The organism is Streptomyces sp. CA-210063, from assembly GCF_024612015.1.
Lineage (GTDB): Bacteria > Actinomycetota > Actinomycetes > Streptomycetales > Streptomycetaceae > Streptomyces.
On the sequence record NZ_CP102512.1, the window covers coordinates 9,807,903 to 9,834,455 of the forward strand.

The 26,553-nt window shown below is 72.5% G+C and carries 20 protein-coding genes; 13 read left to right on the plus strand and 7 right to left on the minus strand.

Features of this window, described 5'->3' with window-relative positions:
* Positions 1-91: 91 nt before the first annotated feature.
* Positions 92-5,005 (minus strand): DNA-binding protein, encoded by a 4,914-nt coding sequence (locus JIX56_RS43015; protein ID WP_257549260.1) that lies wholly within the window; start codon positions 5,003-5,005, stop codon positions 92-94.
* Positions 5,002-5,868 (minus strand): DUF4132 domain-containing protein, encoded by an 867-nt coding sequence (locus JIX56_RS43020; RefSeq protein ID WP_257549262.1) that lies wholly within the window; start codon positions 5,866-5,868, stop codon positions 5,002-5,004. Before JIX56_RS43020 ends, JIX56_RS43015 begins: the two co-directional genes overlap by 4 nt.
* 588 nt (positions 5,869-6,456) lie before the next feature.
* Between JIX56_RS43020 and JIX56_RS43025 the strand changes: the two genes are divergently transcribed.
* The 13 genes from JIX56_RS43025 (at position 6,457) to JIX56_RS43085 (ending at position 21,429) form a co-directional block, all read left to right on the plus strand.
* A complete protein-coding gene (locus tag JIX56_RS43025; RefSeq protein ID WP_257549264.1) occupies positions 6,457-7,641 on the plus strand; it encodes a Cmx/CmrA family chloramphenicol efflux MFS transporter in 1,185 nt (394 codons plus the stop codon).
* Positions 7,642-7,995: 354 nt separating this feature from the next.
* Positions 7,996-8,523 (plus strand): hypothetical protein, encoded by a 528-nt coding sequence (locus JIX56_RS43030; protein ID WP_257549266.1) that lies wholly within the window; start codon positions 7,996-7,998, stop codon positions 8,521-8,523.
* A 407-nt stretch (positions 8,524-8,930) separates the two neighbouring features.
* A complete protein-coding gene (locus JIX56_RS43035; RefSeq protein WP_257549268.1) occupies positions 8,931-11,060 on the plus strand; it encodes a hypothetical protein in 2,130 nt (709 codons plus the stop codon).
* A gap of 92 nt (positions 11,061-11,152) precedes the next feature.
* Complete coding sequence (gene pelF, locus JIX56_RS43040) at positions 11,153-12,661, plus strand: GT4 family glycosyltransferase PelF (protein WP_257549270.1); 1,509 nt, start codon at positions 11,153-11,155, stop codon at positions 12,659-12,661.
* Positions 12,658-14,076 (plus strand): hypothetical protein, encoded by a 1,419-nt coding sequence (locus JIX56_RS43045; protein ID WP_257549272.1) that lies wholly within the window; start codon positions 12,658-12,660, stop codon positions 14,074-14,076. The genes pelF and JIX56_RS43045 overlap by 4 nt, the downstream gene beginning before the upstream one ends.
* Before the next feature lie 64 nt (positions 14,077-14,140).
* Positions 14,141-15,142 carry a GDP-mannose 4,6-dehydratase gene (locus JIX56_RS43050; protein WP_257549274.1) on the plus strand — a complete coding sequence of 334 codons (1,002 nt, stop codon included), beginning with the start codon at positions 14,141-14,143 and terminating at the stop codon, positions 15,140-15,142.
* Between the two features lie 63 nt (positions 15,143-15,205).
* Positions 15,206-15,919 (plus strand): nucleotidyltransferase family protein, encoded by a 714-nt coding sequence (locus JIX56_RS43055; RefSeq protein ID WP_257549276.1) that lies wholly within the window; start codon positions 15,206-15,208, stop codon positions 15,917-15,919.
* Between the two features lie 7 nt (positions 15,920-15,926).
* Complete coding sequence (locus JIX56_RS43060; RefSeq protein WP_257549278.1) at positions 15,927-17,063, plus strand: NAD-dependent epimerase/dehydratase family protein; 1,137 nt, start codon at positions 15,927-15,929, stop codon at positions 17,061-17,063.
* Entirely contained in the window at positions 17,060-17,722 is a 663-nt protein-coding gene (locus JIX56_RS43065) for a spherulation-specific family 4 protein (RefSeq protein WP_257549280.1), read from the plus strand. The genes JIX56_RS43060 and JIX56_RS43065 overlap by 4 nt, the downstream gene beginning before the upstream one ends.
* The gene (locus JIX56_RS43070; protein ID WP_257549282.1) at positions 17,719-18,513 is read left to right on the plus strand and encodes an endo alpha-1,4 polygalactosaminidase; all 795 of its coding nucleotides are present in this window, start codon (positions 17,719-17,721) and stop codon (positions 18,511-18,513) included. The genes JIX56_RS43065 and JIX56_RS43070 overlap by 4 nt, the downstream gene beginning before the upstream one ends.
* A 44-nt stretch (positions 18,514-18,557) precedes the next feature.
* Entirely contained in the window at positions 18,558-19,064 is a 507-nt protein-coding gene (locus tag JIX56_RS43075; protein ID WP_257549284.1) for a hypothetical protein, read from the plus strand.
* A gap of 234 nt (positions 19,065-19,298) precedes the next feature.
* Complete coding sequence (locus tag JIX56_RS43080; protein WP_257549286.1) at positions 19,299-20,528, plus strand: PP2C family protein-serine/threonine phosphatase; 1,230 nt, start codon at positions 19,299-19,301, stop codon at positions 20,526-20,528.
* Positions 20,529-20,583: 55 nt separating this feature from the next.
* The gene (locus JIX56_RS43085) at positions 20,584-21,429 is read left to right on the plus strand and encodes an AraC family transcriptional regulator (RefSeq protein ID WP_306819955.1); all 846 of its coding nucleotides are present in this window, start codon (positions 20,584-20,586) and stop codon (positions 21,427-21,429) included.
* Here JIX56_RS43085 and JIX56_RS43090 read toward each other — a convergent pair whose 3' ends face one another.
* Genes JIX56_RS43090 through JIX56_RS43110 form a run of 5 tightly spaced genes read right to left on the minus strand, consistent with a single transcriptional unit; the run spans position 21,430 to position 26,464 of the window.
* Complete coding sequence (locus JIX56_RS43090) at positions 21,430-22,245, minus strand: citryl-CoA lyase (protein WP_257549288.1); 816 nt, start codon at positions 22,243-22,245, stop codon at positions 21,430-21,432.
* Positions 22,238-23,416: a CaiB/BaiF CoA transferase family protein gene (locus JIX56_RS43095; RefSeq protein WP_257549290.1), complete on the minus strand. Its 1,179-nt coding sequence runs from the start codon at positions 23,414-23,416 to the stop codon at positions 22,238-22,240. The genes JIX56_RS43090 and JIX56_RS43095 overlap by 8 nt, the downstream gene beginning before the upstream one ends.
* Positions 23,417-23,419: 3 nt before the next feature.
* Entirely contained in the window at positions 23,420-24,895 is a 1,476-nt protein-coding gene (locus JIX56_RS43100; protein ID WP_257549292.1) for an amidohydrolase family protein, read from the minus strand.
* A 4-nt stretch (positions 24,896-24,899) separates the two neighbouring features.
* Entirely contained in the window at positions 24,900-25,586 is a 687-nt protein-coding gene (locus JIX56_RS47765; protein ID WP_306819911.1) for a DoxX family protein, read from the minus strand.
* Positions 25,583-26,464: a dioxygenase family protein gene (locus JIX56_RS43110; protein WP_257549294.1), complete on the minus strand. Its 882-nt coding sequence runs from the start codon at positions 26,462-26,464 to the stop codon at positions 25,583-25,585. The genes JIX56_RS47765 and JIX56_RS43110 overlap by 4 nt, the downstream gene beginning before the upstream one ends.
* Positions 26,465-26,553 lie beyond the last annotated feature (89 nt).

Here is a 26,553-nt window from a genome sequence, read left to right on the forward strand (position 1 = left end):
GGTCGGTGGGTCTGGCTGTCGTTTCGGGGGTGGGAACCGGGGCCCGGGGGGGCGATGGCCGGGGGCGCCCGTGGCCGGGCGCCCCCGTCGCTCAGCGGCGGCGGCCCCGCCGTACCTTCAGCTCCTCGAACCGGGGAGCGTCGCCGTCCTGGACGCGCTGCCAGGCCCTGCGGTACAGCTCGGCCGCCGGTTCGGTCGGCACGATCACGCCCAACGTCGGATGCTCGTCGCTCATCAGGTCGCTGAACAGCGGCAGCTTCCACTGCTCCAGCGGAAGGCGCGGAGCCTTCGGGTCGACCCAGCCGCCGGGCAGGAAGAGCGAACGCCCGGCCCTGGTCCGGCTGGCCTCGACGACCAGGTCTCCGGCGGCCAGTTCGGCACGGGCCGCCTTGAGCCGGGCCGGCTTCCACCCCGTCCAGCGGGCCGTCATACGGTCGGTCGGGTCGGGCATGGCGAGCAGCATCAGATAGAGCGTGGCCGCGTCCTCACCGATGCCGTACTCCTTCGCCACCTCGGTCACCAGCTCGGGGACCGAGCGGCCCGGGTCCTGCGGCCACCAGGTGCCGTCCTTGTCGCGCTCGCCCGCGAGGGGGTCGCCCGGGTCGGCGAGCAGGGCCGCGTACCGGGGGTCGCGGGCCATGCGCAGCGCCACCTCGGCCGCGAAGGGCTGTTGGTCCTCGACGCGCAGCGCGGGCAGGTACGGGTCCTGGCCGGCCTCGTCGAGCAGCGCGACCTTCAGGCCGGGCGCGGGCTGGTCGTCGTGGGTGGCCAGGATGACGGCGCCGTACCGCTCGAAACCCTGGCCGACCTCGGTCGGGGCGCCCGCGGTCTTCCGGAATCTGGTGAGCCCGATGTACCGCCCGAGGTCCAGGACCAGCCCGGGATGGGCCAGCCGCTCCCGTACGGCGGTGAGCGCGGCGGGCAGCGCGGCCCGGAGCGGGTCGCCGGCGGGCAGCCGGTGAGCGAGCCAGGCGGCGAGGCCGACCGAGCCGACCAGCGTGTCCGCGGTGAACCCGACCGCCTTGTCGCCGACGGGCCGGACCCGGTCGCCGCTCACCGCCCACTCCAGATCCCGCGTGAGCCGGGGCTCACCGGCCGGGTGCAGCAGCGCGGGCAGCGCGTCCCGCACGCCCCACTGGACATGCTTGATCGCGCGGAGCGCGTCGCCGACCAGTTCCTCGGGGACGGCCGTCCGCCTGCCGACCTCGCTGTTCCAGACCTCGGCCGCAGCGGCCACGTCCGGTCCCTGGGTCCACAGGAGGGCGGGCTCGGCGGGCAGCAGCGCGGCGACGACCGCGGCGCGGACCGTCTCGTCGACGCCGCGCAGTTCGTCCTTGGCGACGGCCGCGGGAGCGGACTTCACGCCGATGGCGGCGCGCGCCTCCGCCGTCAGGAACGTGCGCTCGTAGACGTCGACCCGGGGCAGACCGGCCACGATCAGACGGGCCATCGTCTCGGTGACCCCGGTGCGGCGGGCGAACTCCTCGGCGGCCTCAGGGAACCAGGGCGCCGGTCCGCGCGCGATCAGCTCCGCGAGGAACGTGCCGAGCCGGGCCGACGCACCCGCTCCGCCCAGCGGTGACGACTCACGGAGCGTGTAGGGATCCGGTGTCTCGAACCGTCCCGTCGGGTCGTGGAAGAAGCCGGTGAAGACGCAGCCGTCGTTGTCGAGGGAGTGGTGTCCCGTGATCGCGACGAAGGCGCCGCCGCCCAGCGGCAGCAGTCCGGTCCACTGGCCCTCGCGCCACTCGCCCAACGGGGTGCGGAGCGGGCCGGCGTCCAGGTGCAGGGACACCTTGCGCCACCGCTCCGACGTGGTGGAGTCACCCAGCCCCAGCGCGTCGAACCGTTCGAGCAGCGCGCGCAGCGCCTCCCGGTGCTCCTCCGTGGTGGTGCCGGCCGCCGCCCGGAACGCCAGGGCGGTCGCGCGGTCGATCAGCGTCCGCAGTTCCGGGGCTCCGGTCGGCAGAGCGGGCCCGTCGAGGTGGAGACGCACCGCCGGCTCGTCCGGCACGGGGCTACCGGACAGCCCGGCGGCCCTGCTCATCACGCGCAGGGCGCGGAACGCGGTGTCGGCCTGCTCGTCGCGGTTCCACCAGTGGCCGCCGGTCCTGCCGAGGCCGTTCATCGCGTCCTGGAGCACGGTGTCCGCCGGCCCGGCGGGGCCCTCCGTCACCTCCGGGCCGCCGTCGAGGGCCCGGGTGAGCCGGGCGGCCACCGCGTCGAGGACGGCCTGCTGGCCGGCGGCGTGACGCACGACTCCGGCGACGCCCGCGACGAGCGCGTCATGGGTGACCGGCAGCAGCGCACGGACCGCGTCGGACAGGGCGTCCTTGTCGTCCCGGGCGGCGGCCGCCAGCAGGGCCGCCGATGTGTCCCGGTCGATGCGCCGCAGCGCGGCGGAGCCCTCCGGATCGCGGGGTGTCATGCACTCCCAGTACTGCACCGGCGGCAGCAGCAGCGTGCCCTCGCCGAAGACGCCCGGGGTGCGGTCCGTCTTGGCCACGGACGTCACGACGCCGTCCGCGTCGACGACTTGGAGCTGCCAGCCGCTGCGGACGACGGCACGGGCCCGGTCGTCGCCCGGGAACACGACGAGCACATCCGCCTTGCCGATGTCCGCGGGCAGGGTGACGGTGTGCCCGGCGAGGTCCTGGGTGCGCCAGGAACCGTCGGGCAGCCTGATCGTGCGCAGGCCGACCACCCCGTCCACGGGCGCGCAGGCCGGTCCGTGACCGATGGTCGGCGAGGGGCCGAGCCGGCCGCTGTCGTAGGCGCTGCCCTCGGGGGCGTCGCGCAGCGCGTCGGCCAGGAAGGCGGGCTTGCTCATGCGCCCGCGCTTGTTCGTCGCGGGGTCGTACTCGTACAGGCCGCGCGCGTCGACGTCCTCGGACTCCGCGTGCCACACCCAGTACGAGGTGCCGTCGAAGACGAGCCACCGCTCCTCGGGGATCGTGGTGTCCCCGGCGTGCACGACACCGGCACCGGTGGTCCGGCCCCCGCCCGGCACCGGCAGGGTGAGCGGGAAGTTGGCCTTGTACCAGTCCATCTCGGTGCCACGGGTGTGGTGGGCGCCCTCCAGGGCCTGGGGGCGGTCGGCGCGGGTGTGCCAGTAGCCGCGCAGGCCGTCGTTGCGGGACCGCCAGTAGACGAGCAACTCGCCGTCCACGTGGTGGAAGCCCGGGTCGCCCCAGCGGTCGTCCGCCGGAATGCGCAGGTCGTGGGTGAGGAGGGTGCCCTCGGCGCCGATCACGCGGGCCTGGGCGGCGCCCGCCACGATGAGGTGCGGCCAGGCGTCGGCGACGATCAGGTCCTCGACGTCGTCCTTGGGGACGAGGCCGGCGGCCGCCTCCTCCCAGGCGGGCCAGCCCAGTTCGTCGAAGAGCCCGGCCCGCAGTGTGCGCGACAGGACCGGGGCGAGGTCGGTGGCGACGGCCGCGCGCACCTCGTCCTCGGCCAGCGCCAGCGCCTCGGCGGGCAGCCACTTCAGCCGGGCGAGCGCGTCGGGCAATCGGGGCAGACCGACGGCGGCGAACCGCCGGACGACCCCGCGCACCCACTCCGCCAGCAGCGGGCGCCCGCCCGGCGACGCCGCCAGGACGCGGATCGCCCGCCGGCCGGAGTCGTCGTCGCCGAACCGGTCCGCGCCCGCCAGGAAAGCCGGGTGGAAACGGGCGTCGGCGGCCAGTGCCAGCAGCTCGCGGTGTCCCTCGCCCGGGGCCCACTGCTCCAGCGGCAGCGACCCGTCCTTCTCCGGGGCGGCCACAGGCACGTCCAAGGACAGCAGCCGGTCCATCAGGTCGATGTCGTGAGTGATCCGCACCTCACGGCCGGACGCGGTGAGTTCGGCCCGCAGCTGGTCCACCGCCCGCTCCACCAGCGGGTACAGCTCCGGCATCCGGGTGGAGCCGCGCCACGAACGCAGCCGCTCCCGGAACGTCAGGAACCGCTCCAGCCAGCCCGCCGTACCGTCGTGCGGCCGCTGTTCCGCGGGCAGGGAGCCGTCCCACAGCCCCGCCGTGGCACCGGACGCCTCCAGCACCTCCAACCACATCGCGGGCATCTCGTCGTCGTGGCAGGAGGGGATCGTGTCCAGCAGGATGCCCCGTACCCTCGGCTCGCGCGCGGCCAGCGCCACCAGCGCCGTACGGTGGCCCTTCCACCAGCCCGCCGCCGCGCGCAGCGTGGACGGCAGCTCCAGCAACTCCGCCAGATAGTCCTGCTCGGTCAGATCCGCGTCCCGGCCGGCGGCGCGGGCCAGCCTGCGCAGATCGTTCGCCATCTGCGCCGACGGCGGCAGACCGCCCGCCGTGCGGCGCAGGCACAGCTTGATGAAGCGCCGCAGCGCCTCCTCGGCCGGCACCCGCGCGGCCAGCTCCCTCGCGTACGCCGACAGCACCTTCACCGGGAGCGCGCCGGCCAGCGCGAACTCCAGGAACACGGCGTCGAGCCGCTCCTCCTCGACCGTCAGCCCGTGCTCCGCCTCGGCCTTGCGGGCGCGGGTGAACAACTGGGCCGCGTACGTGGCGTTCTCCTCGGCGAGGAACACGCGACCGGCCTGCTCGTAGAAGGTCGGCAGGAAGTGCGGCACCGAGGCGGCCAGCCGCCCGCCGAGCTCCAGATAGGCGTCCATGGCCGCCTTCGGCTTGGTCTTCGCCTGCCGGGCCGCCCGCTCCAGGTCCGGCACGATGCCCAGCGCGTGATGGCCGTCCGCCGGGTGGTGCACCAGCACCCACTCGGGGAAGCCCAGCGACTGGCGCAGCCCGAGGCCCACCACGGCCGGCTCCGCGTCCTGCTCCAGACCGAGGAACCCGGCGGCCAGGTCCTCCGCCGCGCCCAGCTCCCCGGCGACCAGCCGCACCACCACCCGGTCGTCCAGACCCGGATGACGGTACGTCCGCGCCGTCAGCGGCACCGCCCGCTCCCCGGCCCCCTCGGTGTCCGGCGGCAGCACCCCGCCCGCCGCCAGCAGTTCCTCGTACGACACCCGCGTCCCCCCGCTCATGCGTCCTTGCCTTCCTTGATCTCACGCCCGGCGTACAGCCCCGCGGCCATCCGCATGCCCTCCGACCAGGCCACCGGGCCCACCTCGCGCAGCGGCAGGGCACGGCCGTCCTGGCTCTGCCAGGTGAGGCTGCCGGTCTCCACCTCGTCGTCCCAGTACGGCTCCCCGATCCACACCGACGCCTCGACGGTGTGCTCGCCGTCCCGCACCCGGGCGGTGGCGTACCCGCCGGAGACGCGGTAGCCCAGCGAAGTGGCGCGCGCGGCGAGGGCGAAGCGGGAGCGGAACGAGCCCCCGGTGAAGTCCCGCACCTGGGTGGCCTTGTGGTCGAAGTCGTCCGGACGCAGCCAGGTCGCCCGGTGTATCTGCTCGACCCGCTGGACGATGCCCAGCTCGGCGGCGAACTCCCGGATGTCGTCGAGGTCCGGCAGCAACACGGGATGCGGCAGCGTCACCGTGCGCGGGGAGAGGCGGACCGTCTCACCGTCCAGGTTCACGACGCGCAACTCGCCGCCCTCGGTGGCGCCCCGCAGGAAGCCCACCTCGTCCGGGTCGTCGCCGACCACCGCGAGGTCGCGCAGCGCGGCCTGCCACGCCTCGTCGGGCCACACCCGGGCCAGCAGACCGGTGGGTACGGGCAGTGACGACACCATCCAGGCGTCCACCTGTGCGACGCACGCCGCCGCGTGTCGATCCAGCCACTCGGTGAATCGCCGCAGCCGGTCCACCTCCGGGTGGTCCTTCAGTGCGCGCGGCAGCGACTTCAACTGCCGTCCCGCCGCCCGGCCCGAGGTGGCTCGCGCCGCCACCCGCCCCTCCACAAGGGCGACTTCATACCCGTCACCCGCCGACAGCCAACCCACGAGACCCCAGCCCTCCGCGTCAGTTCCACAAGAAGAAAGCACAGTTCAGCCCGGAAAACCCGGCCCCAGTGCGACCATGTGCGGAACGCTAGCGGCAGCCACTGACATTCGATCCGGGGCCCCTCCCGACAAGGCCCGCCCGCCGTACCGGGAACCCCCGACGACGAAGCAGGCACGCGAGACGATCCCTCCCGCGTCCGGCAGGCCGATCGAAGCGAGAACGCCGACGCATCCGTAGACCCGCGTAACCGGAGCACGTATTACCGGCCAGTCACCGATCCCGATGCCGCGCGGCCGGTCCGGTCACCCTCCGCAGTGGCGCGCGGTGCCGTCATCGCACGGCGCGGTAATCCGGTTGAGGGCCGGCGCGGCCATGAGTACGGTGCCTCGGGTGATGAGCCCCGAGTCGGACAGAGCGGAGCCGCCGGTCGCCCGGCGGCGGATCGTCCCTTGACCGACGCAGCCGATCCCGGTTCGTAGGTCGGACTCGTCGCGGGCGGCCGGACACGTGCTCCGTGTGTCCGGCCCCGTTTCGGCTCACTTCCTCACGACGAGTGACGCTGTTCGACGGCAGGCGCGCGGATGTTCATGCCCGCACCCGTCCACGCTGGAGCCGACTTCGTGCCCGTCTTCCTCTACGTCCTCGGCCTTGCCGTCTTCGCGCAAGGCACCTCCGAGTTCATGCTGTCCGGTCTCGTACCGGGTGTCGCCCGTGATCTGTCCGTGTCGGTGGGAGCCGCCGCGAGCCTGACGTCCGCGTATGCCGTCGGGATGATCGTCGGTGCGCCGGTGATGGCCGCGTTGAGCGCGCGGTGGCCCCGCCGTCGCGCACTCGCCGGGTTTCTGACGGCCTTTGTCGCCGTGCACGTCGTCGGTGCGGTGACCACGGACTTCGCGGTGCTGTTCGGCACCCGGATCGTCGCCGCGATCGTCAACGCCGGGTTCCTGGCGGTCGCCATGAGCGTGGCGACCGCCCTCGTGGCGCCGGCGCAGCGGGCCAGGGCCACGGCCGTCCTGCTGTCGGGGGTCACGCTGTCGTGTGTCGCCGGAGTGCCGGCGGGGGCTCTGCTCGGTGAGTGGTCCGGCTGGCGTTCGGCCTTCTGGGCGGTCGCCCTCCTGTGCCTGCCCGCACTGGCGCTCGTGTTCCGGTCGGCGCCCGCCGACGCGGCCCGTCGGCACGAGATCTCGGTCCGCCGGGAAGTACGCACCCTCAAGTCCCGTGCGGTGTGGTCGGCGTTGATGCTCGCGGCGATGGTCAACGGGGCGACCTTCGCGACCTTCGCCTACCTGGCCGTCATCGCCACGGAGGTCACTCGCCTGCCGGCGTCCGCCGTCCCCGGGCTGCTCGCCGCGTTCGGCGTCGGAGCCTTCATCGGCGTGAACATCGCCGGACGCACGGCCGCCGGTCAGCTCCGGCGGGGCATGCTCCTCGCCCTGTGGTCGCTGCCTGTCGGGTGGGCGGTCATGGCCACCACCAGCGGCGAGACAATGCCGCTGTTTCTTGTGACGGTCGTTCAGGGCGGGCTGTCGTTCGGAATCGGATCGACTCTCGTCAGCCGTGTCATGCACGTGGCGTCCGACGCCCCCGCCATGAGCGGGTCGTTCGCCACCGTCGCGCTGAACGCCGGTGCGTTTCTGGGCCCGCTGCTGGCCGGCGCCGTGACGGAGACAACCGGCGACTACCGGGATGCCGTGTGGGTCAGCGCCGCCCTCGCCACCACAGCGGTGGCGGTCGTCAGCGGTCTGCCCGCCACCCGCCCGGCAGAACGCTGACCCCTCCCGGGCCCGGCCGGTCGCACCTGCCGCTCGACCGGGCCCGGGTCACCCCATGGAGGATGCCGGCCGTCGCGTCGTGCCCGACCGCCTGGACACCGGAAGCCACTGCGGCGGGGGAGCGGCCCGCCAGGTGCGATACACGCCAATGCGTCGGCGTCCGCATCATGGGTCGGTCCGGCATCACCAGCCCCCCTCGCACCCCCCGTCACACCCCCGTTACCGTGCGCTTGTGAGGGCCTCCCGATGGCCGCCACGGATTCACCACGCAGCCTTCACGAGGCACACACTTCCGGCCGGGTGGCATCCGGTGGGGCAGACGGTGTGCACGCCGGATGCCTAGCCTCCCGGCCCATGCGATCACCACTGATGAGACGCTTCGGCCTCGGTGCCGTCCTGGCCCTCGCCCTCGCCGTGTTCGGTATGGCCCCCAGTGCGAGCGCGGTCGACGCGGCCCCCGCCGAGCTGACGTTCGCCACCGGCAGCGCCACCACCACGCCCGGCGGCACGGTCGACCTGTCGATGACGATCACGAACAACCACACCTATGACATCTGGTTCATCTACCAGACGATCGAGCCGACCTGGCTGACCAACCAGCGCCCCGACCTGAAGTACGGCTTCACCGGTTGCACCCTCGCCACGGCCGCCGGCGCCACCCCCTGCTCCGGGACCGGCCCCGCCAACCTCGGCACCAACTACGGCGCCACGATTCCGCCCGGCCAGAGCCGTACCGTCACGCTGACGCTCCAGGTCGCCGCAGACTCCGGCTGCAACGGCAACATCGGCTTCTACTCGTACTTCTACGCCGAGTTCAGCGACAGCACGAACATCAGCGGCGGCCCGGTGTACACGCCCGAGACCCGGGTGCTCTGCGCCTGACGGTCCACGAGGACATGGGCGGCCGTGACGGGAGTGACCTGAAATGATCTGCGATCAGGCATCCGTCATGGTCTGGACCACTGGCGATCGGTCCGGCGGACCCGAACGGTCCGCCGGTACGCCCCGCGGGGCCCGGACCAGCGCGCCGGGCCCTCATGGTCGTCGTACGCCCTGTTCGGACTCTGATGAGAAAAGGTCCAATTCGGTTGCAGAGGCGCCCACTTGGACACCTGCGCTTTTCCGTCATGTTTCGCGGCATGACCACGAAAGCCACACACAGACACCACTATGTGACGCGACGGATGCGTCGACGACTGGCTTCTGAGGGGGACGCCGGCGTCACGCAAGGGGGTGCGTCCGCTCAGGAGAGGCGTGCTCACCCCTGCCCGGGGAGGGGACTTCACCGCATGAAGCGGACTTTACGCACCGCCGTGCTCACGGCGGGCGCGCTGATCGCCGCGCTGGGGCTGCCGGCCGGTCCGGCCCACGCCGACGACACCACACCCCGTATCGACCTGCGGGTGCTGGTGGTGAGCGACGGTGGCCCGTCCACTGACGCGATCGCCGCCGAACTGACCGCGGCCGGCACGCCGTACACCGAGATCGACCTCACGCGGTCCGACCGGACCGTGATCGACGCCGGCTTCCTCGCGGACACCGTCGACGGCCGGCCGCGCGCCAGGTTCCAGGCCGTGGTGCTGCCCAACGACAACCCGTTCCCGGCCGGATCCACCGAGATGGCGGCGCTCGCGACGTACGAGCAGACATACGCGATCCCCCAGGTCGACGCCTACACCTACGCGCGTCCAGAAGCCGGTTTGCAGTACCCGATCCACGGCGGCTACTCCGGCAGCATCGACGGCGCCGAGGCCGAGGTGACCGACGCCGGGAAGGCGGGCCCCTTCGGCTACCTCGACGGCGCGGTGCCCTTCGAGGACAACGACCCCGCCATCGGCGAGAGTTACGCCTACCTCTCGAAGCCCGTGACGGGAGCGGACTTCACGCCCTACGTCGAGGCGGCGATCCCCGGGCAGTCCACGCGCGGCACGCTGGTCGGCGAGTACCGGCACGACGGGCGGCGCGAGTTGGTCGTCACCTTCGTCTACAACCAGTACCAGCAGCAGTTCCGGCTGCTGGCCCGCGGCATCGTGGAGTGGATGACCGGCGGGGTGCACCTGGGCGCCTCACGCAACTACTTCGCCGTACACGTGGACGATGTGTTCGCCGCCGACGACCGCTGGAACACCGAGCTCAACTGCACACCCGGCGACGTCGACTGCACCGACCCGAGCGTCGAGCCCGACCCGATCCGCATGACGCCCGACGACGTCGACCACGCCACCGCCTGGCAGACCGACAAGGGCTTCACCCTCGACTTCGCGTACAACGGCGCCGGCAGCGTCGACCACCGCGAGGACAACAACGGCGACGACCCGCTCACCGACCGGCTGATCGCGGACCGGAACCGGTTCCGCTGGATCAACCACACCTACTCGCACCCCTTCCTCGGCTGCGTCCAGGACACGAGCGTGGTCCCCTGGAGATGCGCGACCAACGCCGACGGCTCCACCCAGTGGGTGAGCCGGAACGAGATATCCGACGAGATCGCCACCAACCGGGTCTGGGGCGAGACGGCCGGACTCCCGCTGGAGAACGGCGAGTTGGTCACCGGTGAGCACTCCGGCATGAGGGTGCTGCCGCAGCAGCCCGAGGACAACCCCAACCTGGCGCTCGCCCTCGACGACAACGACATCACCTGGCTCGGCTCCGACAACTCCCGCGAGCCCGCCCAGCGTCAGGTCGGCCCGGCCACGACCGTCCCCCGCTACCCGATGAACGTCTTCTACAACGCGGGCAGGGCGGCCGAGCAGGTCGACGAGTACAACTGGATCTACACCAGCCGCGCCCAGGGCGGCAGCGGCATCTGCGAGGACAACCCGGCCACCACCACCTGCCTGTCGGCACCGCTCGACACGGCCACGGGATACGACGAGGTCATCGTGCCCCTGGAGAAGCGGATCGCCCTCGGCCACGTCCTCGCCAACGACCCGAAGCCGCACTTCATCCACCAGTCGAACCTGGCCGAGGACCGCATCGCCTACCCGGTGCTCAGCGGCGTCCTCGACGGCTACGCGGCGCTGTTCGCCGAGAACACCCCCGTGGTCAACCTGAGGATGAAGGACATCGGCGCCGAACTGCGGCGCCGGGCCACCTGGCAGGCCGCCCTCCAGGCCGGCGAGGTCACCGCCTACCGCATCGGCGACACCGTGACCGTCGAGGCACCGGACGAGCTGGCGGTCACCGCGACCCTCCCCACCGGCACCACCCTGGCCGGCGCCGCCTTCGGCGAGGCCTACGCCGGCGCCGTCTCCGGCTGGACCCCCTCCACGGGCGAGCCCCTCGACCTCACCCTGCCGGCGACCGCCGTGACCTCGGCCGTCGCCTCCAGCGAGTCCGCCGAGGCCACGGATCCCGCGCCGGACACCCGCGTCCCAGCGGGCGTCGGCGAGAGAGTGCCGTACACCGCGGACAACTGACCTGCGGCACCCGCCCACAAGGTGTCCCGGCCGCCCAACGGCGGCCGGGACCGGCAGGGAACCACCCCACACCACGGCCGTGGAGCACACCGATGCCTGTTCCTCACGACGCGCGCGGACTCGGCGCGACGCGCGTCACCCTCCTCACCGAAGGCACCTATCCCCACAGTCACGGCGGCGTGAGCGTCTGGTGCGACCAGCTCGTCCAGGGCATGCCCGACCTCGACTTCGACGTCATCGCCGTCACCGGCACCGGACGCGAACCCGTGCTCTGGGACCTGCCCGCACACGTCACCCGCGTACGGTCCGTCCCCATGTGGGGCGACCCGCCCGAGGGCCGCCCGCCCCGGGGCCGCGCCTGCCACCAACTCACCACCGCCTACGAGCAGTTCCTCACCGCCCTGCTCGATCCGGGTGCCGAGGACGGGTTCGCGCCCGCCCTCTACGCCATGGGACGGGCCGCGGCGGACGGAACGCTGAGCCCCTTTCTGCGCTCGGACCGGGCGATCGCCCTCCTGACCGCCGTCTGGAACCGCCCCGGCGTGGCCGTGCGCGAGTCCCGGCCCACCCTGCACGACGCGCTCACCGCGACCTCCCTGCTCGAACACGCCCTGCGCCCACTCGCCGCACCACCCCCCGAGACCGGCGTCGCGCACGCGGTCAGCGGCGGCGTCGCCGTCCTCCCGGGCCTCACCGCCCTCGAACGGCACGGCGTGCCCCTGCTGTTGACCGAACACGGCGTCTATCTGCGCGAGCGCTACCTCGGCTACCGCACCGCGCCCTACCGCTGGCCCGTCAAGGCCGTCGTCCTCGGCTTCTTCCGCCTCCTCGCCGAGGAGACCTACCGCCGGGCCGCCCTGATCACCCCGGGCAACCGCTACAACCGGCTCTGGGAGGAACAGGGCGGCGCCGACCCCGAGTCCATCCGTACGGTCTACAACGGCGTCGACCCCACCGCGTTCCCGCCGGCCGGGCCCGAGCCGGACACGCTCACCCTCAGCTGGGCGGGCCGCGTCGACCCGATCAAGGACCTGGAGACCCTCATCCGGGCGTTCGCCCTCGTCAGGGCCCAACTCCCGGCCGTACGGTTGCGGTTGTTCGGCGGCACACCGCGGGGTGGGGAGGCCTACCGGGAGCGGTGCGAGGCACTGGCCGCCGAACTCGGGCACGGGGACGCCGTCACCTTCGAGGGGCGCGTCGACGACATCAAGGACGCCTACGCGGCCGGGAACGTCGTGATGCTCTCCAGCATCAGCGAGGGCTTCCCCTTCACCCTGATCGAGGCCATGTCGTGCGGCCGGGCCACCGTCTCCACCGACGTGGGCGGCGTACGGGAGGCCGTCGGCGACACCGGGCTCGTGGTGCCGCCGCGCGACCCGGAGGCAATGGCCAGGGCCGCGCTGGACCTGCTGGGCGACCCGGCGCGCCGCCGGACGATGGGAGAAGCGGCACGGCTGCGGGTCATCGAGCAGTTCACCCTCCGCCAGACCATCGACACCTTCCGGTCCATCTACCTCGAACTGCCCACGCTGAACCGGAAGTCGAAGGTCACGGCGGCCCCGGTGGAGGCGCTGTCCCCGATCAGCACGGTGGCCGGATGAGCGGGCCCATGTCACTCGAACCCGGCGGTGCCGAACACGACACCCTCGCCATCCGGCTGGCCGACCGGCGCCGCCCGCGCCGCCGCCCCAGCTGGGCCCTCGGCGACGACACCACCCTCACCATCCGTCTGCCGGAACAGGGCCCGGACGAGGAGGCCGTCAGCGAACTCGCCGCCGAACTCGCCGACCGCGTCGGCCCGGCCGTCCACCCCTACGAAGTGGCCGCCCTGCTGGAGGCGGAGGGACTGTCCGCCTCCCTCATCAAGGAACGGTACGGCCACCCGAATCTGTTCTCGCTCGCCTCGGCCCTGTACGAACGGGTGCCCCGCACCTTCCCGGAACCCGCGCCGACGGCCGACCCGTGGCGCCCCGACACCGTGCGCTGCCTCCTGCGGGGCGTGCTGTTCGCCCTGCCGGGGCTGGCCTATCTGCTGACCGCACCCCTGTGGAACCCGGGCGCGTACGCACCGGCCCTGATCGTGGCGGGACTCGCCTCCTGGGCCTGGGGCCAGGCACTCGGCCACCGCGCCCACCTACGGATGGCGACCGGACGGCGCGAGGCGGGCCGTACGCTCCTGACCGGTGCGCCCGTGGGAGCCGTGCTGGCCACGGCGGTCGCGGCGCTGCCCGCCGAGGGCGGCCCGGTGACACTGGTGGCGGCCGCGCAGTCCGCGTACCTCGCGGCGGCGGGCGTGCTTCTGGTCCTGGGCCGGGAGCGCCAACTGCTCGCCGCACTCAGCCCGTTGATCGCGGGCGCCGCCGTCCTGCCGTGGTGGGAGCCGGGCCCTGTGCTGAGGGCCGGTCTGCCACTGCTCGCGCTGGCCGCCACCCTCGCCGTCACCGGCCGGGCGCTGCGGACCGCCCTCGCCGCAGAGGCCGTCCCCGGCGCCACCCGGCCACGCGTGCTGTGGTCGCTGCCGTACGGCCTGTTCGGCCTGGCCGCCGGAGTGCTGGTGCTGCTGGAGGGGCGGGAGGACCCGTACGCGGTGATCGTGCTGACGTTGAGCATGGGCCCGGCGGAGTGGCTGCTCTACCGCTACCGAGGGCTGTCGGTCGCCGCGCTGCGCGCCGTCGCCACACCCGCCGGATTCCTGCTGCGCTCGGCCGGGATACTCGGCCTCTGCCTGCTCGCCTACCTGCTGCCACTGCTACCCGCGGCCCTGCTCACCGACGCCGACCCGGCTCCCCTGCTCCTGCTCGCGGCCGTCCTGTGGACCGCGCTGCTGCTCCAGGCGTTCGGGGCGGCCTGGCCGTCGGCCGCGATCTGCCTCGCCGCGGCGGGCGGAGCCGGAGCGGTCACCCTGCTGCGCCTGCCACCCGGCGACCTGGCGCTGCCCCTGTGCTGCGCCGCCGCAGCGCTCTGTCTGTCGGCGTGCGCGCTGCGGCTGCTCGGCCGGCCCGCGCCACACGCCTGAGCCCCGCGCTCACCCACGACCGGCACCCACAGCCCACATCCGACCGACCGGAAGGACACACGAGTTGACCTCCGCACCGCTCGCCGCCGTCACCGGAGCCGAAGGCTTCATCGGCTCCCACCTCACCGAGGCGCTCGTCGCCTCCGGACACCGGGTCCGGGCCATGGCCCAGTACAACTCCTTCTCCTCCTACGGCTGGCTGGAGACCCTGCGCCCGGACGTCCTGGACCAGGTGGAGATCGTCCTCGGCGACGTCCGCGACCCCGGCTCGGTACGCGGCCTCCTCGAAGGCGCCGACACCGCCTACCACCTGGCCGCCCTCATCGCGATCCCGTACTCCTACCAGGCGCCCCACAGCTACGTGGACACCAACGTCACCGGCACCCTCAACGTCCTGGAGGCCGTCCGGGCCCTCGGCACGCCCCGGCTCGTCCACACCTCCACCAGCGAGACGTACGGCACCGCCCAGACCGTGCCGATCACCGAGGACCATCCCATCAACACCCAGTCCCCGTACGCCGCTTCGAAGGCTGGCGGGGACCGGCTCGCCGACAGCTACCACGCGAGCTTCGACACCCCCGTGGTGACACTGAGACCGTTCAACACCTTCGGGCCGCGCCAGTCGATGCGCGCGGTGATCCCCACGGTCATCGGCCAGGTCGCGGCGGGGGAGCGGACCATCACCCTCGGCGATCTGCGCCCCACCCGCGACTTCACCTTCGTCAAGGACACCGCGCGGGCGTTCCTGGCCGTCGGCACCGCGCCGGCCGAGCAGGTCGTGGGCCGCACCTTCAACGCCGGTACCGGCGGCGAGATCTCCATCGGCGACCTCGTCGCGCTGATCGGCAAGGTCATGGACAGCGAACTCGACATACGGGAGGACGAGGCACGCATCCGGCCCGCCCATTCCGAGGTGATGCGGCTCGTCGCGGACGCGAGCCGGCTCACCGCCGCCACCGGCTGGCAACCCGCCCACACCCTGGAGGAAGGCCTCGCGCACACCGTGGAGTTCTTCCGCGACCCGGCCAACCTCGCCCGCTACAAGACCGGCATCTACAACATCTGACTCCCGTCCGGCACGTCCGCCGCACATCCCCGAAGTCCACGCAGTCCACGAAGGAGGAGCACCATGCACGCAGTGATCCTGGCGGGAGGCAAGGGCGTCCGGCTGCGGCCCTACACGACCGCGCTGCCGAAGCCGCTCGTCCCCATCGGAGACCAGCACGCCATCCTGGAGATCGTGCTGCGCCAGCTCTCCACGGCCGGCTTCACCCACGTCACCATCGCCATCGGCCACCTCGGCGAGATCATCCGCGCCTACGTCGGCGACGGCTCGCAGTGGGGCCTGACCGTCGACTACGCCACCGAGGAGAGCCCCCTCGGCACCATGGGCCCGCTGCTCACCCTGCGCGAGCGCCTGCCCGAGACGTTCCTCGTCATGAACGGCGACATCCTCACCGACCTCGACTACGCCGACGTCCTGCGCCACCACCGCGAGTCCGGCGCACCGCTCACCATCGCCACCTACGCCCGCAAGGTCCACATCGACTTCGGCGTACTGACCACCGACGACAGCAAGGTCGTCGCGTTCACCGAGAAGCCGAGCATCGACTACCGCGTCTCCATGGGCGTCTACGGCGTGTCCCGCTCGACGCTGGACGGCTACACACCCGGACTGCCGCTGGGCTTCGACGAACTGGTCCTGGACCTGATAAGGACTCAGAACCAGCCGCACGCCTACGAGTTCGACGGGTACTGGCTGGACATCGGCCGCCCCGACGACTACGACCGGGCCAACGCCGAGTTCACCACCCGCAAGTCGCTTCTGCTCAAGGGAGCCTGAGCACCACATGCGCATTCTCGTCCTGGGGTTCACCGGATATCTGGGCACCCACGTCGTCGAGGGACTGCGTGCCCTGCCGGGCGCGCTGGTCCTCGGCGGTGGCCGCGCGCCCACCGCCGATCACCGCATCGACCTCGCCACCGTCGGCCGGGACCAGCTCGCGAAGACCCTGGCGGCGGTCGCGCCCGACACCGTGATCAACTGCGCGGGCGCGACCGGCGGCGATCCCGTCACCCTCGCCGAGGTCAACGCCCGCGGCCCCGCGGTGCTGTGCGCCGCCCTGCGCGAGGCGACCCCGGGCGCCCGGCTGGTGCACCTGGGGTCGGCCGCCGAGTACGGCCCCGGCGTCCCGGACGTCCGGGTGACGGAGTCGGCGGCCACCCGCCCGCTCGCCCCCTACGGCGCGACCAAGCTCGCGGGCACGATCGCCGTCACCACCTCCGGCCTGGACGCCGTCGTCCTGCGCGTGGGCAATCCGGTGGGCCCCGGGGCGCCGTCCACCGGCCTGCCCGGCCGCATCGCGGGACTGCTGCGGGCGGCCGGCCCCGACCCCGACGCCGTACTGCCTCTCGGCGACCTCTCCGCCCACCGTGACTTCGTCGACGTACGCGACGTAGCCCGGGCGGCGGTCCTCGCGGCCACGGCCCCCGGCCCGCTGCCCCCCGTCCTCAACATCGGCGGGGGCCGGGCCGTACCGGTGCGCGAGGTGGTCCGGGGGCTGGCCGACAAGGCCGGGTTCCGGGGGCGGATCGCGGAGAACGCGGCGGGATCGGGGGGCGCGGTGGGCAGGACAGGGCCGGCCGGGGCGGCGGGTGCGGGCGGCGCCGCGGGGGCAGCCGGTTCCGCTCGTGTGGTCGGTGGGGCGGCGTCGGCCGATGCGGCCCATGCGGCCGGCGGCGCCGGGCCGACCGGTTCGGCTCAGGCGTTCGCCTCGGTCCGCTCGGCGGACGTGTCGTGGCAGTGCTCCGACATCACCGCCGCCGAGGCGGCCCTGGGCTGGCGCCCGACTCACACCCTCGACGACGCGCTCACGGCACTGTGGGAAAGCGGGGAGCGCGGCGGGGGCGGCGAAGGCGGGGACGGCAGAGAACGCGGCGGAGGCCGACTGGGTGGGGGCGGTCGGAAGGGCGACGGTGGGTCGTGAGCCTGTTGATCCCGCTGTACGTTCACCCGGCCGAGGACCCGGGGGCCTGGCACCGGCTGATCAGGGCCGCGACCCGCACATACGGCGTCGTCCTCAACCCCGCCAATGGTCCCGGCGACGGCCCCGACCCCGCCTTCACCGCCGCGGCCGGAGCACTGCGGGCCGCCGGGGCCCGGCTGCTCGGTTACGTCGACACCGACTACGGGGTGCGCGACCGCGCCGAGATCGCCGACGACGTACGCCGACACCAGGAGTGGTACGCGGCCGACGGCTGCTTCCTCGACCAGGTGACGGCCACGCCGGACGGCCTGCCCGCCTGCCGCCGGCTCGTCCGGACCGTACGCCGGCTCGGCGCCGGCACCGTCGTCCTCAACCCCGGGGTCCATCCCGCCCCCGGATACGCCCGCCTCGCCGACCTGACCGTCACCTTCGAGGGCCACTGGTCGACGTACGTGTCGGCGTTCAGCCGGCCCACCTGGGCCGCCCGGCATCCACCCGAGCGGCTCTGCCATCTCGTCTACGGCGTCCCCGAGGCGCTCGTACCGCTCGCCGTCCGCACCGCACACGACCGGGGCGCCGGGGTCTGCGGCCCCGTGACGGGCGAACCCCCCAACCCCTGGGCGCAGTTGACACCGGCACTCACCGGGACGCAGCGATGAGGAGGACGACGCTCGCGTACGCGGCCCTGCTCGCCGCACTGGTGGCTTCGACGCTGACGGGCTGCGCCCGCGACGGCGACACGGACTCCAGGACGCTCTGGAAACCCCGGCCCGGGCTCGCCTGGCAGTGGCAGTTGGACGGAAGGGCCGACCCCTCGGCCGATGTGCCGGTCTACGACATCGACGGCTTCGAGAACTCCGCGGCGGACGTGGCCCGGCTGCACCGGGACGGCCGGAAGGTCATCTGCTACATCAACGTCGGCGCCTGGGAGGACTTCCGGCCCGACAAGGACGCCTTCCCGCGCTCGGTGCTCGGCGAGCGGAACGGCTGGGCGGGCGAACGGTGGCTGGACATCCGGCGACTCGACGTCCTGCGGCCCCTCATGGAACGACGCTTCGACATGTGCCGCGACAAGGGCTTCGACGCGGTCGAGCCCGACCTCGTGGAGGGCTACGGCAACGAGACCGGCTTCCCGCTCACCGCACGCGACCAGCTCACCTACAACCGCATGATCGCGGACATCGCCCACGAGCGCGGACTGTCGGTGGGCCTGAAGAACGACCTGCCCCAGATCCCCCAGCTCCTGGCCGACTTCGACTTCGCGGTCAACGAGGAGTGCGCGCAGTACGAGGAGTGCGCGCGGCTCACACCGTTCATCGAGGCCGGCAAGGCCGTGTTCCATGTGGAGTACACGGAACCCAGGAGCAGCTTCTGCGCCGAGTCCCGCCGACTGAAGCTGTCCTCCATGGTGAAGCGACTCGAACTCGGAGTGTGGCGGCAGCCCTGCTGACCGTCATGGGCTGACCGTCATGGGCGCGAAATCAGGAGGACGGCATGGAGTGGCCGACCGGGATCGAAGAACAGGTCGCTCTGGTGGACGCGGCGCTGCGGCCCATCGCCGAGGCGCCGGTGGACATCGGTGATCCCGACTGGGCGGAGAAGACGCGGCAGCGGCCGGACGCCATGGACGAGGCGGGTGTCCGGGCGGAGGCCGAGTCCGTGCTGCGCGCCATGCTCACCGCCTACGCGGACGGCGACGAGGAACTGCGTACGTCCATCCGCGGCCTCTTCGATCGCCACACCGCGTTCCGCTGGGGCGTGCACCTGCCCTTCGAACCCACCCCCGAGGGCTTCCGGCTGCGCCTGCTCCACCTGTCCGCCGTCGACCAGGGCTCCGACACACGTGACGAACTGCTGGCGCTGGGCGACCTGTGCGAGCAGGCGCGGGAGGCGGGAATCGACCTCGGCCCGCTCCTGCGCGAGGCGGCTGACCTGTCCAGCCGGGAGGACAAGTACGGCATGGGCTCCATGCGGGACATCCTGCTCCGCACCGCCCGGTGACCGATGGGCGCGAGCGACGTGGGGTGTCAGTGGTGGCTGCGGTGATCGCCGCTGAGCGGCTGACGGGCCGGCTCACACCCCGTGCGGACGCGCGCCGCACCCGCGACGCCCTGTCCCCTGGCGCACAACCGAGCGTGACCTGCCTGTTTACCCGCGGAAGAGGAGCGCGCCCCGGTGGCCTCCGGCTCCTATGGTGGAGATCACACGAAGGCGACGGACGCTGAGGCGGCGACCATGGCGGATACGGCGATCGACTACGCGGCGGTGTTCCAGGCGCTGCCGGGCATGGTGGCGCTGCTGACACCGGAGCTGGTGTACGCGGACGCGAACGAGGAGTTTCTGAGGATGTCGGGCCGCACCCGTGAGCAGGTGGTCGGCCGGTATCTCTTCGATGTGTTCCCCGACAACCCGGCCGACGCGTCCGCGAGCGGGATGCGGAACCTGGCGGCCTCTCTCATCCGGGTGGCGGAGAGCGGTGAGCGGGACTCCATGGCGCTGCAGCGGTACGACGTGGAGTCGGTGCAGCGGCCGGGGGAGTGGGAGGAGCGGTACTGGAGCCCGGTGAACGTGCCGGTCGTCGGCCCCGACGGAAGCGTGATGCTGCTGATCCACAAGGTCGAGGAGGTCACCGAGCTGATCCGGGGCCGCGAGCGCGCCCCCGACGACCGGGCCCGCGTGCTGGAGGCCGAGCTGTACACCCGCGCCCGTGAGCTGCAGGAGGTCAACGAACGGCTGCGCGAGGCGCACGCCCATGAGCGTGAGGTCGCGCTCGCCCTGCAGACGGCGATGCTGCCCGCGCCCCATCCGATCGGACACCACCGGGCGGCCGTGCGCTACCAGCCGGCGACCGACGCGCTGAACGTGTGCGGCGACTGGTACGACCTCGTCGACCTGTCCGGCGCCGACCGCATCGGTATCGCCGTCGGTGACGTGGTCGGTCACGGCCTGGCCGCCGCCTGCGTCATGGGCAAGCTGCGCAGCGCGCTCAGCGCCGCGTCCCTCGTCGCGGACGGTCCCGCCGAGGCGCTGGACGCCCTCGGCCTGTACGCCCGCTCCGTCGACGGCGCCGAGAACACCACCGTCGTCCAGACCTGCATCGACTGGGAGACCCACACGATCACCTACAGCAGCGCCGGCCATCTGCCGCCCGTACTGCTGGGCCGCGACGGCACGGTCGCCTTCCTCGACCAGGCCACCGACCCACCGCTCGGCGCCCGCCCGGAACACATCCCCCGCCCCGAGGCCACCCTCGGCTTCACCGAGGGCGACACCCTGGTCCTGTACACGGACGGTCTGGTCGAACGGCGCGGCGAGGACATCGACCACAGCCTCGCCCGGCTGGCCGACGCCCTCACCCGCCACCGCCGATCCGCCCCCGAGCCACTCGCCGACGCCCTCCTCCTCGACCTGCTCCCCTCCGGACGCGCCACCGACGACACCGCCCTCGTCATCATCCGGTTGTGAGGCGGCGAGGTCCGGACTTGCTCGCCCAGCTGCGGTCGTCCGGATCCGGCTGGGGCTGTGCCGTGGACCGGCTGGCACCGCGGGGTTCCATCTCATCGCCGAGGGCGTCTGCTGGCTGCGGACCGCCGAGGCGCCACCGGTGTGTGTCCGGGGACGTGGTGCTGTTGCCGCGCGGCACGCCGCACCGACTGCTCGGGGCCCCGACGAAGAGGCCATCCCGTACGCGGAGTTGGAGGCCGCTCACCCGCCGGGCGGGGAGGGCGTGGTCGACCTCGGCGGGGCCGGGCCCGTCGTGCGGGTGGTGTGCGGCAAGTTCCACTACGCCGGCAATACCGACGGGCATCCGGTGCTGTCGGCGCTGCCGGAGGTCGTCCATGTGCCCGGCATGAGCGCCGACCCCGGGTTGCAGGATGTCGTCCGGACCCTCGCCACCGAGACGGCGGGCGGGCAGCCCGGCTCCCGGGCAGTGGCCACCCGTCTGACCGAGGTGCTCTTCGTGCTCGCGATCCGCGCCTGGATCGAACGGGCCGACACCGCCGGCGAGACGGGACCGTCCTGGCTGACCGCCCTGCGCGACCCGCGCATCGGAACCGCCCTGTCACTGATGCACGAAGAGCCGCACCGCGACTGGACGGTGGAGAGCCTGGCCCGCACCGTCACGATGTCCCGCCCGGCCTTCGCTCGCCAGTTCAAGGAGGTGGTGGGCCTCACCCCGCTGGCCTACCTCTCTCGCGTGCGGATCGACCTGGCCGCCCGCCTGCTGCGCGACACCGACAACCCGGTCGGCGACATCGCGCAAGCCGTCGGATACCGCTCCGAGTTCGCCTTCTCGCGGGCGTTCTCCCGGGAACAGGGCATCGCGCCCGGCCGCTACCGTCGTACGGCATCAGTCCCTTCCTGATCAGCCGCTTGCTGAAGCTTCGCCTCCGTCGGCAGGGTGCGGCGGTACGGCCCGGTTGTTGAGGTCCACCGAGAGGAAGATGTCGTTCGCGACGGGGGTTCGGCTCTCCTCCGCGAGCTGGCCGATGAGTCCGGCCGTGCGGGCGAGCAGGGCGAAGGCGCGCAGCAGCTCCAGCGGGAGGCCGAGATCGGCGAGCGCGGCGCCGCACGTTCCGGCGCCGTTGAGGGGGAGTGTCCTGCCGAGCACCTGGGGGTGGACACGGCCGATGGCCGCCAACAGCGACAGGTGCGGGCCGAGCAGGCCTTCCTCGTCAGCGATCTGGAACAAGCGCGGGGTGCGGGGGTCGCCCTGCTTGTGGACGTGGTGCCCGAGGCCGGGGATCATCCTCCTGGCCTCCCGCGCGGAACGTACGGTGACGAGGGCGAGTTCGTCCCAGTCGGCCTCGTCGGTCGGGTGATCGCCTTCCAGCGTCGACAGCACGTTGTGCAGGAACAGGCCGCAGTCCTCGGTCACGCCGAGGAAGCGGGAGCCGCCGCCGAGCAACCCGGCGGCGAGGGCCCCCTGGACGGAGTCGGGGGCCGACAGGTAGGTCAGCCGGGCCGTTATGGCGGTCGGGGTGAAGCCGTGGTCGGCGAGTGCGGCGAGCACGGCCTCGAACACCCGTGTCTCGCCGGGGGTCGGGCGGCGCTGGGTGGCCAGCCAGAACGCCAGCTCGCCGAATCCCACCTTGCCCATCACGTCCTCGGCGAGGTCCTGCCCGAGCAGGGTGATGCTGTGCAGGGACGAGGCGCCGAGCGCGGTCGGGTACTCAGGCATCACTGTCCTCCGGTCCGTCCGCGAGCCACTTGCGCAGTTCGGCTCCGTGTTCGTCCAGCTCCGGTGGTGGCAGCCGGTAGGCGGCGGGGGTCTCGGAGAAGCGGATCGGGTGCCGGGTGGTGGGTACGGCCCGGTCGCCGTCGCCGACCTCGACGACCGGGTCGAGCCCGAAGCGTTCGGCCATCGCGAAGCCGCCGTCGATGGTGTTGATCGGTCCGCACGGGACCCCGGCGTCGACGAGCAGATCGAACCACTCGAGGGCGGTCCGCGTCCTCAACTGCTGGACCAGGAGCGGCCGGAGCTCTTTCCGCCGTTGGGTACGGTCGGCGTTGTGCCGGAAGCGGGGATCGTCGGCGGTCTCGGGGATCCCCAGTACTTCGCACAGCTTGCGGAACTGCCCGTCGTTGGCCGCGGTGACGATCAGGTCCTGGTCGGCCGTCGGCAGCGGTTCGTAGGGGAAGACGCTGGGGTGTGCGTTACCCATCCGGTAGGGAACGGTGCCGCCGGCGACGTAGGAGGAACTGTGGTTGACCAGCCCGGTCAGCGCCGACGACAGCAGGTTCACCTCGACGAGCTGGCCCCGCCCGGTGGTGTCGCGGTGGCGCAGTGCGGCGAGGATGCCGATGGTGGCGTGGTTGCCCGCCATCACGTCGAAGACGGAGATCCCCGCCCGGTACGGCGGCCCGTCCGGATCGCCGGTCAGGCTCATCAGCCCTGATATCGCCTGCACCATCAGGTCGTAGCCGGGTACGTTCCGGCCCGGTCCGGCTCCGAAACCGCTGATCGACGCGTACACCACGCCCGGGTTCCCGGCGCTCACCGAGGCGTGGTCGAGGCCGTACCGTGCCAGTCCGCCCGGCTTGAAGTTCTCGATCACCACGTCCGCGCGCCGTGCGAGCTTCCTCGCCAGCCGCGCGTCCGCCTCGTCGCGGAAGTCGAGCGCGAGGGACCGCTTCCCGCGGTTGATCCCCAGGTAGTAGGTCGACACACCGTCGCGCACCGGCGGCGTCCACGTGCGGGTGTCGTCCCCTTGGGGGCCCTCGACCTTCACCACGTCGGCCCCCAGATCGGCGAGCAGCATCGTCGCGTACGGACCGGCGAGGATGCGGGAGAAGTCCGCCACGAGCAGCCCGTGGAGCGGTCCGCGTGAGCCGGCTGAACCGCTGTTCACGGGCTACGCCCCCTCGTTCTGCACGGCGACGCCCTCGCCACGGTACTCGCTGTAGGTGTAGGGGTTGGAGATCACCTCGGTTGTCGGGATCTCCGGCTCCACGGCCTCCCGCCACGCGTCCTCGCCCATGGTGGTCCGCGCGTGGTCCACGGTCGCGGCGACGGCGGTGCGGGCCCGCTCCAGGTCCACGCCGACCAGTTCGTGCGCGTACTTCACCACGGTCCCGTTGACCAGCACGGTGTGCACGTCGGCGCGGGTGGCCTGGTAGACCACGTGCCCGTAGGGGTGCAGGATCGGGTACATCGCCGGGCTGCGGTCGTTCTTGAGCAGGACGAGGTCGGCCTTCTTGCCCGGCGTCAACGAGCCGATGGTGTCGCTGAGGCCGAGCACTCCGGCGCCGCCGATCGTGGCCCACTCCACGACGTCCCGGGCCCGCAGGCTGTGGTGCACCACGGTCTCCCCGGCCGCGTGGGCCGCCATGTGCTCGCGCGTGCGGTCGGCCGACAGGGTGGCGCGCATCGCCGAGAACAGATCGGCGCTGAACCACACACTGGTGTCCATCGACAGCGACACGGGGATGCCGTGGCGCCTCAGCCGCCAGGTGGGAGGGTAGCCCTGGCCGGCGTTGTGCTCGCTCTCCGCCGACACCGAGACCGTGCCGCCCGAGGCGGCGATCCGGTGGTACGAGTCCTCGCTGAGCGTCGCCGAGTGGACATAGGTGACGTCGGGAGTCATGAACCCGTGGTCCCACATCAGACGTATGCCGTTGTCGTTCGTCGCGCCCCAGACGCCCGCGTGGGTGGTGACAGGGAGGCCGAGTTCACGCGCCGCCTCGAACGCCGCCTTTTCGGGGAACGCGTCGTCACCGGTCACGTCGAAGGCGAGTTGAAGGCCGAGCATGTCGTCGCGCGAGGCGAAGTTGCGGTCGATGAAGGACCGGAACTCCGGCGAGCTGGTCCACTCCCAGGGCGCACCCAGCAGGTTGCCGTAGGCCAGTACGAAGCGGCCCGGCACCGCGCGCAGGGATTCGACGGCCGCGTCCCCGTGCTCGGGCGTCTGCAAGCCGTGCGACCAGTCCAGTGTGGTGGTCACACCCGCGTCGATGGCCTCGATGCCGGACAGCAGGTTGCCGGCGTGGATGTCCTCGGGGCGGAAGATCTTGCCCCAGGTGAGGTAGTAGAAGACGAAGTACTGCGACAGGGTCCAGTCGGCGCCGAGTCCGCGCAGGGCCGTCTGCCACATGTGGCGGTGCGTGTCGACCATGCCGGGCATGAGGACGCCGCCGGCGCAGTCCACCACCACCGCGTCGTCCGGTGCCTGGAGGTCCCTTCCGACCTGCTCGATCCGCTCGCCGCGGACCAGGACGTCGCCGCGGTCGAGCAGGCCGATCGCGGGATCCATGGACAGTACGGTCCCGTCGCGGAACAGGATCGGGCGTTGCGGGGTGAAGTCCTCGTGGCGCGGTTCTTGGATCGTCATGCGGTCACCTCGTTGTGGATGCTGGTGTCGTCCGGGCGCTGAGGACCCGGGAGCGGGCGATGAGCGGCACGGCCGCGGCGGCCAGGCCAACGGCCGACGCCGCGAATCCCCATGCGTGGCCACCGAGTTGGGTCAGGCCGAGGGCGTGGTCGAGGGACCAGGTCCCGGGGCCGGTGAAGGCGAGGACGGCGGCCACCGCGCCGTACCAGAAGGGCGCCTCGCAGCCGCCCTGCTGGGCCCAGAAGCCGTTCGGCGCGGTCGCCACCGCGGCGACGGTCATCGTGCCGACGGCCACCGCGCAGCCGCCGGGCGTCAGCAGGCCGGCCGCGACCGAGGCCACTCCGGTTAGGTCCTGTCTCCCCGATCTTCGCGGATCAGCGCGCGGCGTCTGGTGCGGTGCATCGGCGTGCGGCCGCATCGCCCTCGTACTGGATGTACTTGGGTGATGCGGCCGTGCGGCGAGGTGCCGTGCCAGGCGTCGTGCGCCCGCGAAGACCGGGGAGACAGGACCTAGTTCGGCCGCAGCGGCGACGAGCACCATCCGCCGGGCCGGAACGAAGCCCCACCGGTCGAAGACGGCGGCGGTCCCGGCGAGCCCGGCCCCGCCGAACCAGCCGAACAACTTCTGGGTGCCGTGGCCGAACAGCAGCGCGGCGAGCAGCAACCGCAGCAGGAGCAGCCCCAGGTTCATGGCCGCGGCTCGTCCGCGGGCCGGGGCTGGAGCACGAAGTCGAACTCGGCGCGCAGAAAGGGCTCGTCGACCGTGCCGCCGTCGGGGGAGGCGCCGGCGGGCTCCTCCGTGAAGCGCACGATCAGCTCGTCCTTCGTGCCGAACACGACGTCGGTGTCGAGGAATTCGGAGCCCTGCCGGAACAGGTGGGTGATGAGCTTCTCGTAGCCGGGGTGCTCGATCAGGAAGTGGATGTGTGCGGGACGGAAGTAGCTGATGTCGGTCCCGCTGATCAGAGCTCCGACCGGGCCGTCCATCGGGATCGCGTAGCCGCGTGGCGCGATGGTGCGCACGCAGTACGTGCCGTCCGCCCGGGTCCGGTACTTCGCGCGCAGCCGCGCCTCGTCGACCTCCGGGAGCTGCGCCTCGTACGTACCGTCGGCGTCGGCCTGCCACACGTCCAGGACGACGTCCGGGAGCGGTGTGCCGTCGAGGTCCAGCACGCGGCCGGTGACGAACAGCGGGGTGCCCGGGATACCGTCGGACAGGTCGGCGCCGAACGCCGCCGTGGGCGAGCCGTCGATGTGGAACGGGCCGAGCACCGTCGCCGGAGTAGCGCCTGCCGAGAAGCGGTGGTTGAGCTGGACGACGAGCGTGCTCAGGCCGAGGACGTCGGAGGCGAGGATGAACTCCTGACGCTTGTCGTCGCTGATCCGGCCGGCGGCCGTGAGCCACTCGACGGCCGCCGCCCACTCCTCCTCGGTGAGTCCGACCTCGCGGGCGTACGCGTGGAGGTGCCGCACCAGCGCTGTCATCAACTCGGCGAGCCGGGACGAGTGAGCGGTGCCCCACCGCTCCACCGCGAGGTCGGTGAGGTTGTCCTCCGTCACGAAGGCCATGGAATCCTCCTTGATTCGTTCCGGCCCGACCGCTGTGCGGACAATCGTCCGTACAGCGGTCACCATGGCGCATGGTTGATGCCTAAAAC

What these genes read in the sequence shown, in the direction of transcription:
- JIX56_RS47765 (WP_306819911.1), bottom strand. Translation starts at nt 25,586, where the DNA reads ATGAACCTGGGGCTGCTCCTGCTGCGGTTGCTGCTCGCCGCGCTGCTG.
- JIX56_RS43075 (WP_257549284.1), top strand. Translation starts at nt 18,558, where the DNA reads ATGGAGTGGCCGACCGGGATCGAAGAACAGGTCGCTCTGGTGGACGCG.
- JIX56_RS43025 (WP_257549264.1), top strand. Translation starts at nt 6,457, where the DNA reads ATGCCCGCACCCGTCCACGCTGGAGCCGACTTCGTGCCCGTCTTCCTC.
- JIX56_RS43030 (WP_257549266.1), top strand. Translation starts at nt 7,996, where the DNA reads ATGCGATCACCACTGATGAGACGCTTCGGCCTCGGTGCCGTCCTGGCC.
- JIX56_RS43055 (WP_257549276.1), top strand. Translation starts at nt 15,206, where the DNA reads ATGCACGCAGTGATCCTGGCGGGAGGCAAGGGCGTCCGGCTGCGGCCC.
- JIX56_RS43080 (WP_257549286.1), top strand. Translation starts at nt 19,299, where the DNA reads ATGGCGGATACGGCGATCGACTACGCGGCGGTGTTCCAGGCGCTGCCG.
- JIX56_RS43100 (WP_257549292.1), bottom strand. Translation starts at nt 24,895, where the DNA reads ATGACGATCCAAGAACCGCGCCACGAGGACTTCACCCCGCAACGCCCG.
- JIX56_RS43045 (WP_257549272.1), top strand. Translation starts at nt 12,658, where the DNA reads ATGAGCGGGCCCATGTCACTCGAACCCGGCGGTGCCGAACACGACACC.
- pelF (WP_257549270.1), top strand. Translation starts at nt 11,153, where the DNA reads ATGCCTGTTCCTCACGACGCGCGCGGACTCGGCGCGACGCGCGTCACC.
- JIX56_RS43015 (WP_257549260.1), bottom strand. Translation starts at nt 5,005, where the DNA reads ATGAGCGGGGGGACGCGGGTGTCGTACGAGGAACTGCTGGCGGCGGGC.
- JIX56_RS43090 (WP_257549288.1), bottom strand. Translation starts at nt 22,245, where the DNA reads ATGCCTGAGTACCCGACCGCGCTCGGCGCCTCGTCCCTGCACAGCATC.
- JIX56_RS43060 (WP_257549278.1), top strand. Translation starts at nt 15,927, where the DNA reads ATGCGCATTCTCGTCCTGGGGTTCACCGGATATCTGGGCACCCACGTC.
- JIX56_RS43110 (WP_257549294.1), bottom strand. Translation starts at nt 26,464, where the DNA reads ATGGCCTTCGTGACGGAGGACAACCTCACCGACCTCGCGGTGGAGCGG.
- JIX56_RS43035 (WP_257549268.1), top strand. Translation starts at nt 8,931, where the DNA reads ATGAAGCGGACTTTACGCACCGCCGTGCTCACGGCGGGCGCGCTGATC.
- JIX56_RS43070 (WP_257549282.1), top strand. Translation starts at nt 17,719, where the DNA reads ATGAGGAGGACGACGCTCGCGTACGCGGCCCTGCTCGCCGCACTGGTG.